The sequence below is a fragment of the Magnetospirillum sp. UT-4 genome (assembly GCF_902729435.1).
Lineage (GTDB): Bacteria > Pseudomonadota > Alphaproteobacteria > Rhodospirillales > Magnetospirillaceae > Magnetospirillum.
Genome location: NZ_CACVCG010000084.1, coordinates 1 through 13,126 on the forward strand (window position 1 = coordinate 1; position 13,126 = coordinate 13,126).

General features: G+C 69.0%; 12 protein-coding genes. 10 read left to right on the plus strand and 2 right to left on the minus strand.

From position 1 onward, the window contains the following. Positions 1 to 98: 98 nt before the first annotated feature. The gene (gene hemN, locus MTBUT4_RS12090; RefSeq protein ID WP_173979950.1) at positions 99 to 1,448 is read right to left on the minus strand and encodes an oxygen-independent coproporphyrinogen III oxidase; all 1,350 of its coding nucleotides are present in this window, start codon (positions 1,446 to 1,448) and stop codon (positions 99 to 101) included. Between the two features lie 395 nt (positions 1,449 to 1,843). On the opposite strand from hemN, the gene MTBUT4_RS12095 reads away from it, so the two are divergent. The 8 genes from MTBUT4_RS12095 to MTBUT4_RS12130 all read left to right on the plus strand — a co-directional run bounded on the left by MTBUT4_RS12095 (position 1,844) and on the right by MTBUT4_RS12130 (position 8,977). Next, positions 1,844 to 2,683: a CsgG/HfaB family protein gene (locus tag MTBUT4_RS12095; RefSeq protein ID WP_173979951.1), complete on the plus strand. Its 840-nt coding sequence runs from the start codon at positions 1,844 to 1,846 to the stop codon at positions 2,681 to 2,683. After that, positions 2,680 to 3,852, plus strand: coding sequence for a hypothetical protein (locus tag MTBUT4_RS12100; RefSeq protein WP_173979952.1), 1,173 nt, complete (start codon positions 2,680 to 2,682; stop codon positions 3,850 to 3,852). The genes MTBUT4_RS12095 and MTBUT4_RS12100 overlap by 4 nt, the downstream gene beginning before the upstream one ends. A 94-nt stretch (positions 3,853 to 3,946) precedes the next feature. Then, positions 3,947 to 4,408 carry a hypothetical protein gene (locus MTBUT4_RS12105; RefSeq protein ID WP_173979953.1) on the plus strand — a complete coding sequence of 154 codons (462 nt, stop codon included), beginning with the start codon at positions 3,947 to 3,949 and terminating at the stop codon, positions 4,406 to 4,408. Between the two features lie 11 nt (positions 4,409 to 4,419). Continuing rightward, positions 4,420 to 4,992, plus strand: a complete 573-nt coding sequence (locus MTBUT4_RS12110) for a tetratricopeptide repeat protein (protein WP_173979954.1) — start codon at positions 4,420 to 4,422, stop codon at positions 4,990 to 4,992. Between the two features lie 228 nt (positions 4,993 to 5,220). After that, positions 5,221 to 7,326 carry a cytochrome-c peroxidase gene (locus tag MTBUT4_RS12115; protein WP_173979955.1) on the plus strand — a complete coding sequence of 702 codons (2,106 nt, stop codon included), beginning with the start codon at positions 5,221 to 5,223 and terminating at the stop codon, positions 7,324 to 7,326. Positions 7,327 to 7,384: 58 nt separating this feature from the next. After that, complete coding sequence (gene gspG / locus MTBUT4_RS12120; RefSeq protein ID WP_173979956.1) at positions 7,385 to 7,795, plus strand: type II secretion system major pseudopilin GspG; 411 nt, start codon at positions 7,385 to 7,387, stop codon at positions 7,793 to 7,795. 25 nt (positions 7,796 to 7,820) lie between these two features. Continuing rightward, the gene (locus tag MTBUT4_RS12125; RefSeq protein WP_173979957.1) at positions 7,821 to 8,240 is read left to right on the plus strand and encodes a GspH/FimT family pseudopilin; all 420 of its coding nucleotides are present in this window, start codon (positions 7,821 to 7,823) and stop codon (positions 8,238 to 8,240) included. Further along, positions 8,240 to 8,977, plus strand: coding sequence for an A24 family peptidase (locus MTBUT4_RS12130; RefSeq protein ID WP_217424161.1), 738 nt, complete (start codon positions 8,240 to 8,242; stop codon positions 8,975 to 8,977). The genes MTBUT4_RS12125 and MTBUT4_RS12130 overlap by 1 nt, the downstream gene beginning before the upstream one ends. A 118-nt stretch (positions 8,978 to 9,095) precedes the next feature. Here the strand turns inward: MTBUT4_RS12130 and MTBUT4_RS12135 are convergent, their stop codons facing one another. Continuing rightward, the gene (locus MTBUT4_RS12135) at positions 9,096 to 11,540 is read right to left on the minus strand and encodes a PAS domain S-box protein (protein ID WP_173979958.1); all 2,445 of its coding nucleotides are present in this window, start codon (positions 11,538 to 11,540) and stop codon (positions 9,096 to 9,098) included. A gap of 199 nt (positions 11,541 to 11,739) precedes the next feature. Here MTBUT4_RS12135 and MTBUT4_RS12140 point away from each other — a divergent pair, with 199 nt between their 5' ends. Further along, positions 11,740 to 12,180 carry an Rrf2 family transcriptional regulator gene (locus MTBUT4_RS12140; RefSeq protein WP_173979959.1) on the plus strand — a complete coding sequence of 147 codons (441 nt, stop codon included), beginning with the start codon at positions 11,740 to 11,742 and terminating at the stop codon, positions 12,178 to 12,180. Positions 12,181 to 12,246: 66 nt separating this feature from the next. Beyond that, positions 12,247 to 13,029 (plus strand): response regulator, encoded by a 783-nt coding sequence (locus tag MTBUT4_RS12145; RefSeq protein ID WP_173979960.1) that lies wholly within the window; start codon positions 12,247 to 12,249, stop codon positions 13,027 to 13,029. The last annotated feature ends 97 nt before the right edge of the window (positions 13,030 to 13,126 follow it).

Sequence of the window (13,126 nt, forward strand, 5' to 3'; positions counted from 1 at the left end):
ATGGGGCGGGCCTCGTCCCTTCGAGACGCCGCCTGCGGCGGCTCCTCAGGATGAGGCCCGAATGAAGCCCCAGGGGGAGGGGAAAGGCGGCGATCCGCTCACACCGCCTTGGAATGGCGCTGTTCGCCGCGCTTGAGGTAGCGGTCGAACCGCGCCGCGGCGGCTCGCACCAGGGTGCGGCCCTGGTCGGTCATGACGATGCGCCGGCCGCTCACCTGGGCCAGTCCGTCCGCGACCATGGGCGCCAGCTCGGCCAGGGCGCCGTCGAACTGGGCGGCATCGGCGCCGTGTTCGGCGCAGACCGCGTCCAGGTCGATCTCGAGGTCGCACATCAGCCGCATGATGATGTCGCGGCGCAGGCGGTCATCGTCGTCGATGGCGATTCCGCGCGCGGTGGCCAGGCGGCCGGCGCGGATGGCGTCCAGGTAGAAGTGGATCTCGCCCACATTGGCGACGTAGCCCTGGGGCAGCGAGCCGATGCCCGACGCGCCGATGCCGATCAGGGTGTCGGCGGTGTCGGTGGTGTAGCCCTGGAAGTTGCGGTGCAGCCGCTTCTCCTTCAGCGCCAGGGCCAGCGGGTCGTCGGGGGCGGCGAAGTGGTCGAGGCCGACCTTGACGTAGCCCAGGTCCTCGAGCCGCGCCGTCGCCTGGGTGTACTGCTGCCAGCGGGTGTCTGTGTCGGGCAGGGTCTCGTCGGGGATCAGGCGCTGGTGCTTCTTCATCCACGGCACGTGGGCATAGCCGAACAGCGCGATGCGCCGAGGGCTGAAGCCGTGCGCCTTGTCGATGGTGTCCAGCAGGCCGTCCACCGTCTGCAGCGGCAGGCCGTAGACCAGGTCGACGTTGATCTCGGGGACGCCGTGCTTCCTCAGCCAGCCGATGACGTCGGCGGTGACGGAATAGGGCTGGATGCGGTTGATCGCCTTCTGCACCTCGGGGTCGAAGTCCTGCACCCCGATGGAGGCGCGGGTGACCCCCGCCGACGCCATCGCCTTGACATAGGTCTCGTCGGCGGTGCGCGGGTCCAGCTCCACCGCGATCTCGGCGTCGGGCCTGACCACGAAGCGCCGGCGCAGGGTGTCCACCGTGCGCACGAAATCCTCGGGCGCCAGGATGGTCGGGCTGCCGCCGCCGAAATGGACGTGCCGCGCGGTCATGCGCGCCGGCAGCTTCTCGGCGATCAGGTCGATCTCGGCCAGCAGCGCCTCCATGTAGGCGGCCACCGGCGCGTATTTGCGGGTGATCTTGGTGTGGCAGCCGCAGAACCAGCACATCTCGGCGCAATAGGCGATGTGCAGGTAGAGCGACAGCTCCTCGGCCGGGTCGAGGGCGGCCAGCCACTTGCCGTACTGGTCGGGGCCGATGCCGGGATGGAAGTGCGGCGCCGTCGGGTACGAGGTGTAGCGCGGGACCCGGAGGTCGTACTTGGCCGAAAGGTCCTGGTGCATCGACACGTTTCCTGAGTGCTCGGAAGCCAGACCCTACCTCCGACCCCCGGGGCATTTCAACACCGGGGGGTGAAGGGACTCTCCCGGGGCAGTGCCAGCCCCTTCCGGAGATCGGGCGGGGCCTTGGGGGTGTTCCCTCGGAGTGAAGTGTTACTCCGGCTGTTTATGTAAACCAGACCACAAGGGCGTTACATTTTTTTCGCCGCCGGCTGTAGGGTCTGGCTCGCAAGCAAGTAACCGCCGTGAGGATAGTTCACAGGCTCCGAACAAGACACCGTATCGGCGGCTTTCTGTACACATGAATAGTTCTTCGTAGTCGCGCCTACGTTTGGCGATGCCTTTGCTCGCCGAAAGGCCGGTGCGCCGCGGAACGACACCTCTGCAAGGAGTCCGAGATGAGACGTCTGCTCACCCCCGCGATACCCCTGGCGCTGCTGGCGCTGGGCGGATGCGCCCCGGGAATTGCTACCAAAGGCGTCGAGCCCGCGTTCAGCGCCCCGGTGACCAACAACGACACCCCCTATTCCCGCTGCCTGGCGTCGCTCGGCCAGCAGCCGGGCAGCAACCTGCCGGTCTTCGCGGTGGGCGAGGTCGCCGACAAGACCGGCCAGTTCCAGGCCACCGGCAACGGCACCTCGACGGCGCTGACCCAGGGCGTCTCGGAGATGGTGATGAGCGCCATCTACAAGACCAGCAAGGCCAAGCTGGTCGAGCGCTACGACCTGCGCATCCCGCTGGCCCAGGTCAGGATGGCCGAGCAGCGCCTGTCGGCGCCCGAATCGGCGCTGCGCCCGGGCTCGGTGCGCGGCTCGGACTTCGTGCTGGTGGGGGCGCTCACCGAGCTCAACTACAACATCGTCTCCAACGGCGGCCGCCTGTCGGTGGGCGGCATCGGCGGCGGTGCGCGCACGGTGGTGATCAATGTCGGCCTCGATCTGCGGGTGGTCAATTCCCGCACCTTCGAGGTCCCGTACATCACCAGCCTGCAGAAACAGATTCAGGGATTTGAGGTCGAAGCCAACGTGTTCCGGTTCTTCGGCACTCAACTCGTCGAGTTCGACGCGGGAATGATCCGCAACGAACCGCTTCAACTCGGCGTTCGCTCCGTCGTCGAAATGGGGGTCTACCAGATCATGACGGATTTCCTCGGCCTGAAGGGTCCCGAAGAGTGCGGGCTCGTCCAGGCCAAGTTCCATGAAGACTTTCTCACCAAAGGCAAAGGAGAGTCGTTATGACCCGCATCCACCTGCTGTCCGCCGTTTCGGCCGTCGCCCTCGGCGCCGCCCTGGTCGCCACCCCGGCCGCGGCCTTCGATACCGTCAACTGGAGCTGGAGCAACAACACCTACACCGACCTCGACGCCTTCTTCGACATCGACGCCGATTTCGATCCGTGGGGTCTGACCCAGGTCGAGCGGCTGCAGGTGATGGCCGGCAACATGAGCGCCTTCGCCGACGGCTCCTATGCCACCTATCCGGCCGGTGATGCCGGCGCCGGCAACCTGCCGCCGATCTACATCTTCAACATCCAGAAGCCGTACCAGGAGAACGACCAGAACGCCATCAATGCCGGCCTGCAGGCGGGCATCGTGGTGCCGGTCTCCATCGGCAGCAAGGGCGACATCGAGGTCGATCCCGAGCTGAACCAGTACAATCACCAGTACGGCGTCAACATCGCCAAGCAGTACAACACCGTCAACATCGACCTCGGCAACGACTGGTACAAGTCCAGCCTGGCCGATGCCACCACCCAGCTGGCCAAGGTGGAGATCGCCGCCACCGCCGCCTCCAACGTCGCCACCGTCGACGGCGAGCACGCCACCTTCGTCCATGACGGCCAGATCGCGTTCGGCAAGTTCGACGACGTCGAGGGCGGGGCCTACCACCCCAGCCAGGACCAGGCCGGCATGGCCGGCATCGCGCTCGGCAACCTGATCGGCTGGGACCTCGGCAGCAAGTGGACGTCCGAGGACGACATGTACGGCACCTCCGGCAACAGCAACTACGACGTCGCCATGCTGGCCTGGACCTCGGCCCAGTACGGCATGATCAAGAAGGGCTACAACTCGGCGGTGGCGCTGGGCGACGGCATCAGCAACGCCCAGGCCGACGTGTCCGCCACCTCGGCGGCCAACATCCACACCGTGTCCCTGGGCTCGGTGGTCGAGCCCGGCCCGGCCGGCTACGGCTGGCACCAGACCCTGGTCTCCGAGAACGTGGCGGTCGTCGATCTCACCCAGTTCGGCTACCAGGACAACTACGCCCACGCCTCGGCGACCAACCACATGGTCTCCGGCTTCAAGAACCTGGGCAAGCTCGACGCCCCGGTGCTGAACGTGTCGGCCACCGCGCTCGGCAACGTCTCCAGCGTCACCAACAAGTTCGTCGGCCCGTCGGTCCAGTAGGCCGCAATCGGTACACGCGTCAGGGGGAGGGGGCTGCCACCTCCTCCCCCACTCTTCCGGCGGACCGGCCGGGACTCACATACGGAGGACGACCATGGTCTTCAAGCGTGCCTTCCTTCTGGCCATCGGCCTGGCGGCGCTGCCGCTGGCCCTGGCCGACCACCCCGCCGGGCTGCGCCTGGCCGGCGCCCAGGCCCAGCTGATGGGCAACGACCCGTGGAACTACAGCCGCGCCAGCCGGGGCTTCTGGGCCAATTACCAGGCGGTGAAGAAGAGCCAGGAGGACGCCGCCGGCGGCGCCGCGACCGCCACCGGAGCGGGCGGCGGCGGCTCGGGCGGCGAGGTCAACCAGTACTATTCGGTGACCAACAGCACCGCCATCGCCAACCAGAACATCATCAACCAGACCCTGGGCGACGGCGCCACCGGGGTGATCGACAACTGGACCCACCAGGATTCCATGGGCAACCAGACCGCCGAGGCCTCGGCCACCAGCAACAGCAACCCGACCATCACCATCGTCCCGCCCCACGGCGGCCCCCACGGCGGATACTGAGGGAGGAGCCGATGCTGCGTCTCCTGGTTCCGGGCGGCCTTGCCGCCGCCCTGATGCTGGCCGCGATCGCCGCCTTCGGCGCCGAGCCGGCCGCCCGGCCGATGGCCCTGGAACAACTGCTGGCCGAGGCCGATACGGGAAATGCCGACGCGCTGGTGCTGCTGGCCATGCTCCACCGCAAGGGCGCGGTGAGCGGGGCCGAGCCGGCCAAGGCGGTGGCGATGCTCGAGCGCGCCGCCGCCAAGGGCAGCGTTCCGGCCTATGCCATGCTGGGCGAGATGTATTTCGGCGGCGCCGGCATTCCCGCCGACTGGCCGAAATCGGTGGCCTGGCTGCGCCGCGCCGCCGAGGCCGGCCACGGCCCGTCCCAGTACAACCTGGCGCTGATGCTGTTCGTCGGCCGCGGCACCGAACGCGACCCGGTGCAGGGGCTGAAATGGCTGGCCCTGGCCGCCACCACCCCCGATGCGGCCTTGCGCGCCAAGGCCGAGGCCAAGATCCGCCCGGTCGCCCAGGCCATGGGGCCGACCGGGGTCGCCGAGGGAATGGAAGCGGCCCGGCAATGGACGATGCTGAAGAAATGACGTCCAGGTCGCCGCGCGTCGGTCATAGCAGAACAAGCATAAGATTACGCCGTAGTGAATATGAACATTAGGCGCGTCCGGCGTAAGTAAGTTGGAAGGATAATACCTCAGGAACGCGGGAAGTGCCGTAATCACAATTCAGAAAACAGGGCAATCGGTGGCTAAATCCGCAGCATTGCCGCCCCCATGACATTGCCTTTCCACAGGGCGGCTCGGACGGAGGAGTTCATGACGCACAAACGCCGCCCCCCCGGGCGTCTCCTGCTCTCGCTGGCTGCCCTCGGCGGGCTGGCGTTGGCCAACGCGGCCCTGGCGCAGCCGATCTTCCAGCTTCCGGCGCCGCCCTCGCTGAAGGGGGTCACGCCGCCGGCCCCCGATCTCACCGCCTACGTCAAGGACGACCAGGCCCTGCTGATCCTCGGCAAGGCGCTGTTCTGGGACCAGGCCATCGGCAGCCATGACGTCGCCTGCGCCAGCTGCCACTTCCATGCCGGCGCCGACAGCCGGGTCAAGAACCAGCTGTCGCCCGGCATCCTCGACCGCAGCAAGCCCGAATACGATCCCGACGGCGACACCAGCTTCGGCGACGCGGCGGGCAAGATGCCCTCGGGGGCGATGGCCGGCCCCAACTACCGCCTGAAGCGCGACGACTTCCCCATGTTCCAGCTGGTCGACGAGGCCAACCGCGATTCGGCCATCAAGTTCCAGTCCAACGACGTGGTGTCGTCGCAGGGCGCCTTCTTCGGCCAGTACATCGGCCAGTACCCGCAGACCCGCACCCCGCTGGACGCCTGCAGCAGCGCCGATTTCGACCCGATCTACCATGTCGGCATGCGCAACGTGCGCCGGGTCGAGCCGCGCCACACCCCGACCACCATCAACGCCGTCTATTATCGCCGCAATTTCTGGGACGGCCGCGCCAGCAACTTCTTCAACGGCGCCACCCCGTTCGGCGAGCGCGACGGCGCCGCGCTGCTGGCCAAGTACAGCGGCGGCTGGGAACAGACCAAGGTGGCCATTCCCAACCTGTCGCTGGCGTCCCAGGCGGTGGGTCCCATCGTCAGTGAGCTGGAGATGATCTGCCGCGGCCGCTCGCTGGCCGAGTTCGGCCGCAAGGTGCTGGCGCGCCAGCCGCTGGCGCGCCAGAAGGTGCATCCCGGCGACAGCGTGCTGGGCAAGGTCTACAGCAGGAAGACGCTGGGGCAGGGCATCACCGGCACCTACGCCGACTGGGTCAAGCGCGCCTTCAAGCCGGAATGGTGGCAGGGCGGCGTCGAGCCGGCCGGCATGCCGGCCCCCGGCTATTCCCAGATGGAGGGCAATTTCTCGCTGTTCTGGGGCATCGCCGTGGCCCGCTACCAGGCCTCGCTGATCTCGGACGATTCCAAGTACGACCGGGCCAAGGCGTCGCCCGCCACCGCCACCCTGTCGGCCGAGGAGACCCGCGGCCTCGACCTGTTCCGCTCGTCGCAGACCGGCTGCATCTTCTGCCATAACGGTCCGCTGTTCTCGAACGCCACCTTCCCCGCCGGCCCCGCCGGCAAGTGGCTGGACCGGGTGCCGGGCGCCTCGGGCAAGGTCCACCTCATCGACGAGGGCTTCTTCAACATCGGCACCCGTCCCACCGACGAGGATTTGGGCGTCGGCGGCACCGATCCCTTCGGCAAGCCGCTGTCGCTGGCCCGCCAGTACATGGCGAAGCACACCACCACCACCGCCGACGATGCCCTGATCGCCGACCCGACGCTGGTGGACGCCATCGACGGCTGCACCATGCTGGCGCGCTTCAACACCGACGCCGCCACCAAGTGCGCCCCCACCCAGGCCCAGATCGCCGCCGAGGAGGTTGCCGTCGATGGCGCCTTCAAGTCGCCGATGCTGCGCAACGTCGAGCTGACCGGCCCCTACTTCCATTACGGCCAGTACGCCAGCCTGGACGAGGTGCTGACTTTCTACCGCCGCGGCGGCGATCGCCGCGTGGTCAACCAGCCCGGCGACATCCGCGTCGATACCACCGGCAAGGCTCCCAACCCGACCAACCTGTCGGGGGCGATCGTGCCGCTCAACATCACCGACGCCGATGCCAAGGCCATCGTCGCCTTCCTCAAGACCCTGACCGACGATCGCGTGCGGTGCGAGCAGGGGCCGTTCGATCATCCCGCGCTTCGTGTCGCCCACGGCGTCGAGGGCGACCAGCACGCGGTCTACGACACCAACCATGACGGCAAGATCGACGAGGAATACGTCGAGCTGCCGGCGGTGGGTGCCACCGGCCTGCCCGGCCTCGGGAAGGCCTGCCTGGGCACCTTCGAGGACAAGCTGACGCAGAACTGAACCCAGGGATCCCGGTCCGGCATCCTGCCGGGCCGGGGTTACCCGAACGGAGGATTTCATGCGGTCCCAGTCCGGTTTCACCCTGCTCGAACTGCTGGTGGTGCTGGCCATCCTCGGCCTGCTGGCGGCCATCGCCGCGCCACAGGTGATGAAGCATCTGGGCGGGGCCAGATCCGACGCGGCCCGCATCCAGATCCAGAACCTGGCGGCGATTCTGGACCTCTACCGGCTCGAGACCGGCCGCTATCCCAGCGAGCAGGAGGGCCTGGTGGCCCTGGTCGAGCGCCCGGCCGGCGAGACCGCCTGGTCCGGCCCTTACCTGCGCCGGCGCGATGCCCTCAGCGATCCGTGGGGGCGGCCCTATCTCTATCGCCTGCCCGGGCGCCACGGCGCCTTCGACATCTTCACCCTGGGCGCCGACAACCGCGAAGGCGGTGACGGCGAAAACCGCGACGTCGCCAGCTGGTGACACCATGCTCCCGAAAAAGTCTCGCATGCCGTTCCGGCTTTCGCTGGTGGCGCTGGTGGCGGCCGCCCTGGCCGGCGCCGCCCTCAAGCCGCTGCACGGGGCCGCCATGGACCGCTACGAGCTGCGCCGGGCGTCCGACGACGTCCGCGACGCCATGGGCGAGGCCCGCCTGCTGGCGGTGCGGCGCGGCACCGAGGTGCGGGTGGTGATCGACTTCGCCAATCTCAGCCTGGCGGTGGAAGGCGGCCGCTGGCGCCGGCTGCCGAACGGCATCGGGCTGGCCGGTCCGGCGGCGACCCGCAGCGGCGAAACGGAAATCCTGTTCCGGCCCGACGGGTCCTCGACCGGCGGGCAGGTGGTGGTGTCGGTGCGCGGTCGCGCGGTGTCGCTGCTGGTCGATGCGGGCAGCGGCGGGGTGCGCCGCTACCAGGCGGAGGTGCGCTGATGGAGGCGGAGTTCGCCCTGCTGCTCGGTCCGGTGGCCGGCAGTTTCGTCGCCTGCGCCGCCGGTCGGCTGGGAGCCGGGCGGGGGCTGGGCGGCCGCTCGTCCTGCCCCCATTGCGGCGCCGTTCTCGGTGTCCGCGACCTGGTGCCGCTGCTGTCATGGACGTTGCTCGGCGGGCGCTGCCGCCGCTGCCGCCGGCCGATCCCGCTGCGCTATCCGGTGGTCGAGGCGCTGGCCCTGGGGGTGGCGGCCGGTGCCGCCGGAGTGGCGGAAGGCTGGCAGCTGGCGGCCGGCTGCATGCTGGGCTGGACCCTGCTGCTGCTGGCGATCATCGACATCGACCACATGCTGCTGCCCGACCGGCTGACCCTGCCGCTGGCCGCCGCCGGCCTGGCCGCCGCCGCTCCGGACGGCGGTGCGGCGCTGGCCGGCCATGCCGCGGCGGCGGCGGCGGCCTGGCTGTCCCTGGTCGGGCTGGCGGCCGCCTTTCGCCGCCTGCGCGGCACCGATGGGCTGGGCGGCGGCGACGCCAAGCTGCTGGCCGCCGCCGCCGCGTGGCTGGGGCCGGCCGCCGTGGCGTGGGTGGTGCTGGCGGCGGCGCTGGGGGGGCTGAGTGCGGTGGCGGCCGTGGTGGCGGCCGATGGCCGCAGGTGGCCGGCCGACCGCCGCCTGCCGTTCGGCCCCTTCCTGGCGGCGGCCACCTGGGGCGCCTGGCTGGCCCAGCGGGTGGGGGAGTAAGCCCCTCCCCTCGATGGGGAGGGGTTGGGGTGGGGTGAGGCCGCACACTCATGCGCCGACGCGGTTCGCCCCCCACCCCGACCCTCCCCCGCAAGGGGGGAGGGAGGGAGGAGGGAGGTTACTCGTCGATCCTGAGTCTCTCGGCCGGGAAGCGCAACGTCACCCGGGTGCCCTTGCCGACGGTGCTCTCCAGGTTCAGGCTGCCGCCATGCAGGTCCATCAGCTGGCGCGACAGCGGCAGGCCGAGGCCGCTGCCCTCGTAGCGCCGGGCCAGGCTGCTGTCGGCCTGACCGAACGGGGCCAACGCCTTCTCCATGTTCTCCGGGGCGATGCCGATGCCGGTGTCGATGATCTCCAGGGTGAGGCCATGCGCGTCCTTGCCGGCGCGGATGGTGACCGAGCCGCCGGGGCGGGTGAACTTGACCGCATTGCCGACGACGTTGACCAGGATCTGCTTGAGGCGGCGCTCGTCGCCCCACAGGTCGGGCAGGTCGTCGGGGATGTTGGGTTGCAGCGCCACTTCGCCGATGGCGGCGCGCTCGCGCACCATGGCCAGGCAGGCCTCCACCAGGGATGCCACCGTGACGCGGTCCTCGCGCAGGACGACGCGGCCGATCTCGATGCGGCTGACGTCCAGGATGTCGTTGATGAGCTGCAGCAGCCGGCGCCCCGAATCGTTGATGTCGCGGGCGTAATCGACGTATTGGGGTTGGCCGACCGGTCCCAGCAGCTGGCTCTCGATGATCTCGGAAAAGCCGATGATGGCGTTCAGCGGCGTACGCAGTTCGTGGCTCATGGTGGCGAGGAACTCGGTCTTGGCGCGGTTGGCCAGTTCCGCCGCCTCGCGCGCCGCGCCCATGGCCTGCTCGGCCTGCTTGCGGGCGGTGATGTCGTGGAAGGCCAGCAGCACCGCCGGCCTGCCCTCGGCGTTGTGCAGCGGGGTGGCCGACACCTCGTAGACCTTGCCGGTGCCGGGATACTGCCACTCGCTGCGGGCGGCCGGCTCGCGGGGCGGGGTGGGGACGCTGAAATAGGTTTCCACCGAATGGCCGTAGACCGGCCCGAATTCCTCCTCAAGGGCCGGGTTGGCGTATTCAAAGTTGCCGCCGTCGCCGATCAGGGCGATGCCGTCGCGGGTGGCCTCCAGGATGCTGCGGATGTTGGCGTGCTCGCGTTCCAGCGCCAGGTGCAACTCGCGCACCTCGGTGATGTCCTCCTTCAGGGCGATGTAGTTGTCGACCTCGCCGTCGGGCCGCTTCACCGGGGCGATGGTCATCTGCTCCCAGTAGACCGAGCCGTCGCGCCGACGGTTGACGATCTCGCCGCGCCACTCGCCGCCGTCGCTAATGGTCTGCCACATGGCGGCATAGGTTTCGCGCGGTGTCAGATCCGAGCGCAGCAGGCGCGGGTTCTTGCCCAGCACCTCGTCGCGCGCCCAGCCGGTCATGCGGCTGAAGGCGGGGTTGATGTATTCGATCAGGCCGCCGGAATCGGTGATCATCACCGATACCGGGCTCTGCTCCACCGCGCGGAACAGCTTGCGCGCCTCCTCTTCCCAGATGACGGCGCGGCGCTCGCTGCGGCGGAGGGTCTCCAGCGAGAAGGCGATCAGCGCCACCACCCCGATCACCACCAGGTAGAAGGCGACCTGGGCCGAGCGCAGGTTGGCGTGGATGCGGTCCTCCATGTCGGTGGCGATGCGCTCCTCCGCCTGGGTTATCAGCGCCAGCAGGGCGGCATGGCTGCGGTGCCAGGTCTCGGCCTCGGCCTGGCCCAGTTTGCCGGTCAGGGCGACGCGATGCAGGCGCTCGATCTCGTCGAGGACGGGGCCGTGGACGATGGCGTCGAAGGTCTCGGCCTGGCGGCGCGAGGCATGGGCGCGGAACGAGGTCATGAAGGCCTGGCGCTCGGCGTGGGAGCGGGTGAACAGGGCCATCAGCTCGCGGTCGTGGCGGACCTGGATCAGCCACGACGCCCCGATCTCGCGCTGGCGGGCGAGGCGATCCTTGACGTTGCCGATGTCGATGTAGGCCGACACCAGGTTCGACAGGTCGTCGCTGACCATCCGGGTCGCGGTGGCGATCAGGTTGCCGATCAGCGCGCTGTAGCCTTCCAGCATCTCGCGCAGATCGCTGTCGCCATCGACCCCGGCGCGCAAGGCGCCGATGGCGCCGACGCCCATGTCGCCGAACGGCGAGCCGATCACCTTCCTGGCCAGCGGCACCGCCACCACCGTGTCCAGCTGGGCCATCCGCTCGTCGGTGCGCAGCCGCTGATCGTCCAGGTCTTCACGCCAGCCGCTGCGTCCGGTGCCGAGGTGGAGCGCGGACAGGCCGCGCTCGGCTTCCAGCTCGCGCGCCAGGGCCTGGGCCGAGCGGGCGACCTGGGCGGCGACCAGCATGTCCGCGTTGTGGCGGTAGGTCTCGAGCTTCTCCTCGACCACGTAGGTGGAGAACGCCACCAGCGCCAGCACCGGCGCCAGCACCGCCGCCACCAGGCGGAACCGGGCCATGCGCAGCAGCCGGCGGATCGGTGGGCGGGAACGTGTGGTCGGGCGGTCCATGCCTCGCCTGGCGCTGCTGAATCCTGCCAGTTCTACAGGCTTCACCCGGTATCCGTCCATCCCTCGGCGACGCCGGGCAGGCAAAGCGGCAAATTATGGCTCTCTTTCCCGCATGGGAGCCATGTCATCGACCGGCTTGACCATCTACATTCCGTCACACGAATATGCCATTCTTATCGGGGGATAAGGTAACCGGCCCATGCGCCTGACGCTTCATACTGACTACGCGCTGCGGGTGCTGGTACATGTCGGCCTGCACACCCACCGGCTGGTCACCATCACCGAGATCGCGGAATGCCACGGCATTTCGAAGAATCACCTGACCAAGGTGGTCCACCAGCTCGGCCGCTCCGGCTTCCTGGAGACGGTGCGGGGCAAGTACGGCGGCGTCCGCCTGCAGGTCGAGCCCGATGCCATCCGGCTGGGTGATTTCGTCCGCCGGGTCGAGGAGGACTTCGCCATCGCCCGCTGCCTGAGGGAGGGGATGCCGGCCGAGGAGTCCTGCCGCCTGGCCGGGTCCTGCGTGGCCAAGACGGCCTTCTCCCAGGGGATCGCGGCATTCTTCCAGACCCTTGACCGCTTCACCCTGGCCGACATGATCGCCGCCGAGCGGGGCGGGGCGCTGGTCGCCTGCGGCTGATCCAGCCTTTTCGCCGGGGGCGGACTGGTGTATGCCTGATCGGCGATGAATGCCTTGGAGCGGGCCATGTCCAGTGCCGACACTCTCGACAACGAAAACGAGCGCCGCGTCGTCAACGAGTTCCTGGAAGAGCTGCGTGACACGGCCAGTTCCCTGCAGGTCCTGATCGGGAACCTGCGATCGCAGGCGGTCAGCGCCGAGGACGGCCTGGCGACCCTGCGCCGCGACGCCAGCAACCTGCGCAGCCACGCCCAGGCCCTCAGCGTTCCCCTCATCAAGCTGATCACCCACCGCCTGGACGAGTATGTGGGCGAACTGAAGAAGGTCGGTCCGGCCGAGCTGGACGAGGTCCAGGTCTTCATCGACCGCATCGAGCGTCTGGCCGACGGCGAGCAGGTGACCGAGGCCGACGTCCCCACCGTGGTCCGCGCCCTGCCGGCCAAGCGCACCGCCGACGTGGATTTCGGCCCCATCGAGCAGAAGAACGTCGAGGTCATGCTGGTGGTGCCGGAAAAGGCCATGGCCCGCATCGTCGAACGCGAACTGGCGGCCTGCGGCTACCGCACCTCGGTGGTGCGCAACCCCTTCGAGGCCATGGAGATGGTGGTCCACACCAAGCCCGACATGGTGGTGGCGTCCATGGAGCTGGGGATGCTGTCGGGCGTCGATCTGGGCTGCGCCCTGGCCGCCATGCCGGTGACCCAGGCGATTCCCTTCGCCGTGCTGACCAGCTACGAATGGGGCCACGCCAAGCTGCGCGGCCTGCCCCCGCGCGCCGCCCTGATCCGCAAGGGACCGCAATTCGGCGACGACCTCGCCGAATGCCTGGGGCGCTTCGGGATCACCTGAGGGGGGCAGGGTCCCTCGCCCGCTCGCCGGAGAGGGAGGGAGAGGGCGGGCACCGCCAGGTGCGCTTCGCGACAGCGAAAGCCCTTATGTTCCCAGC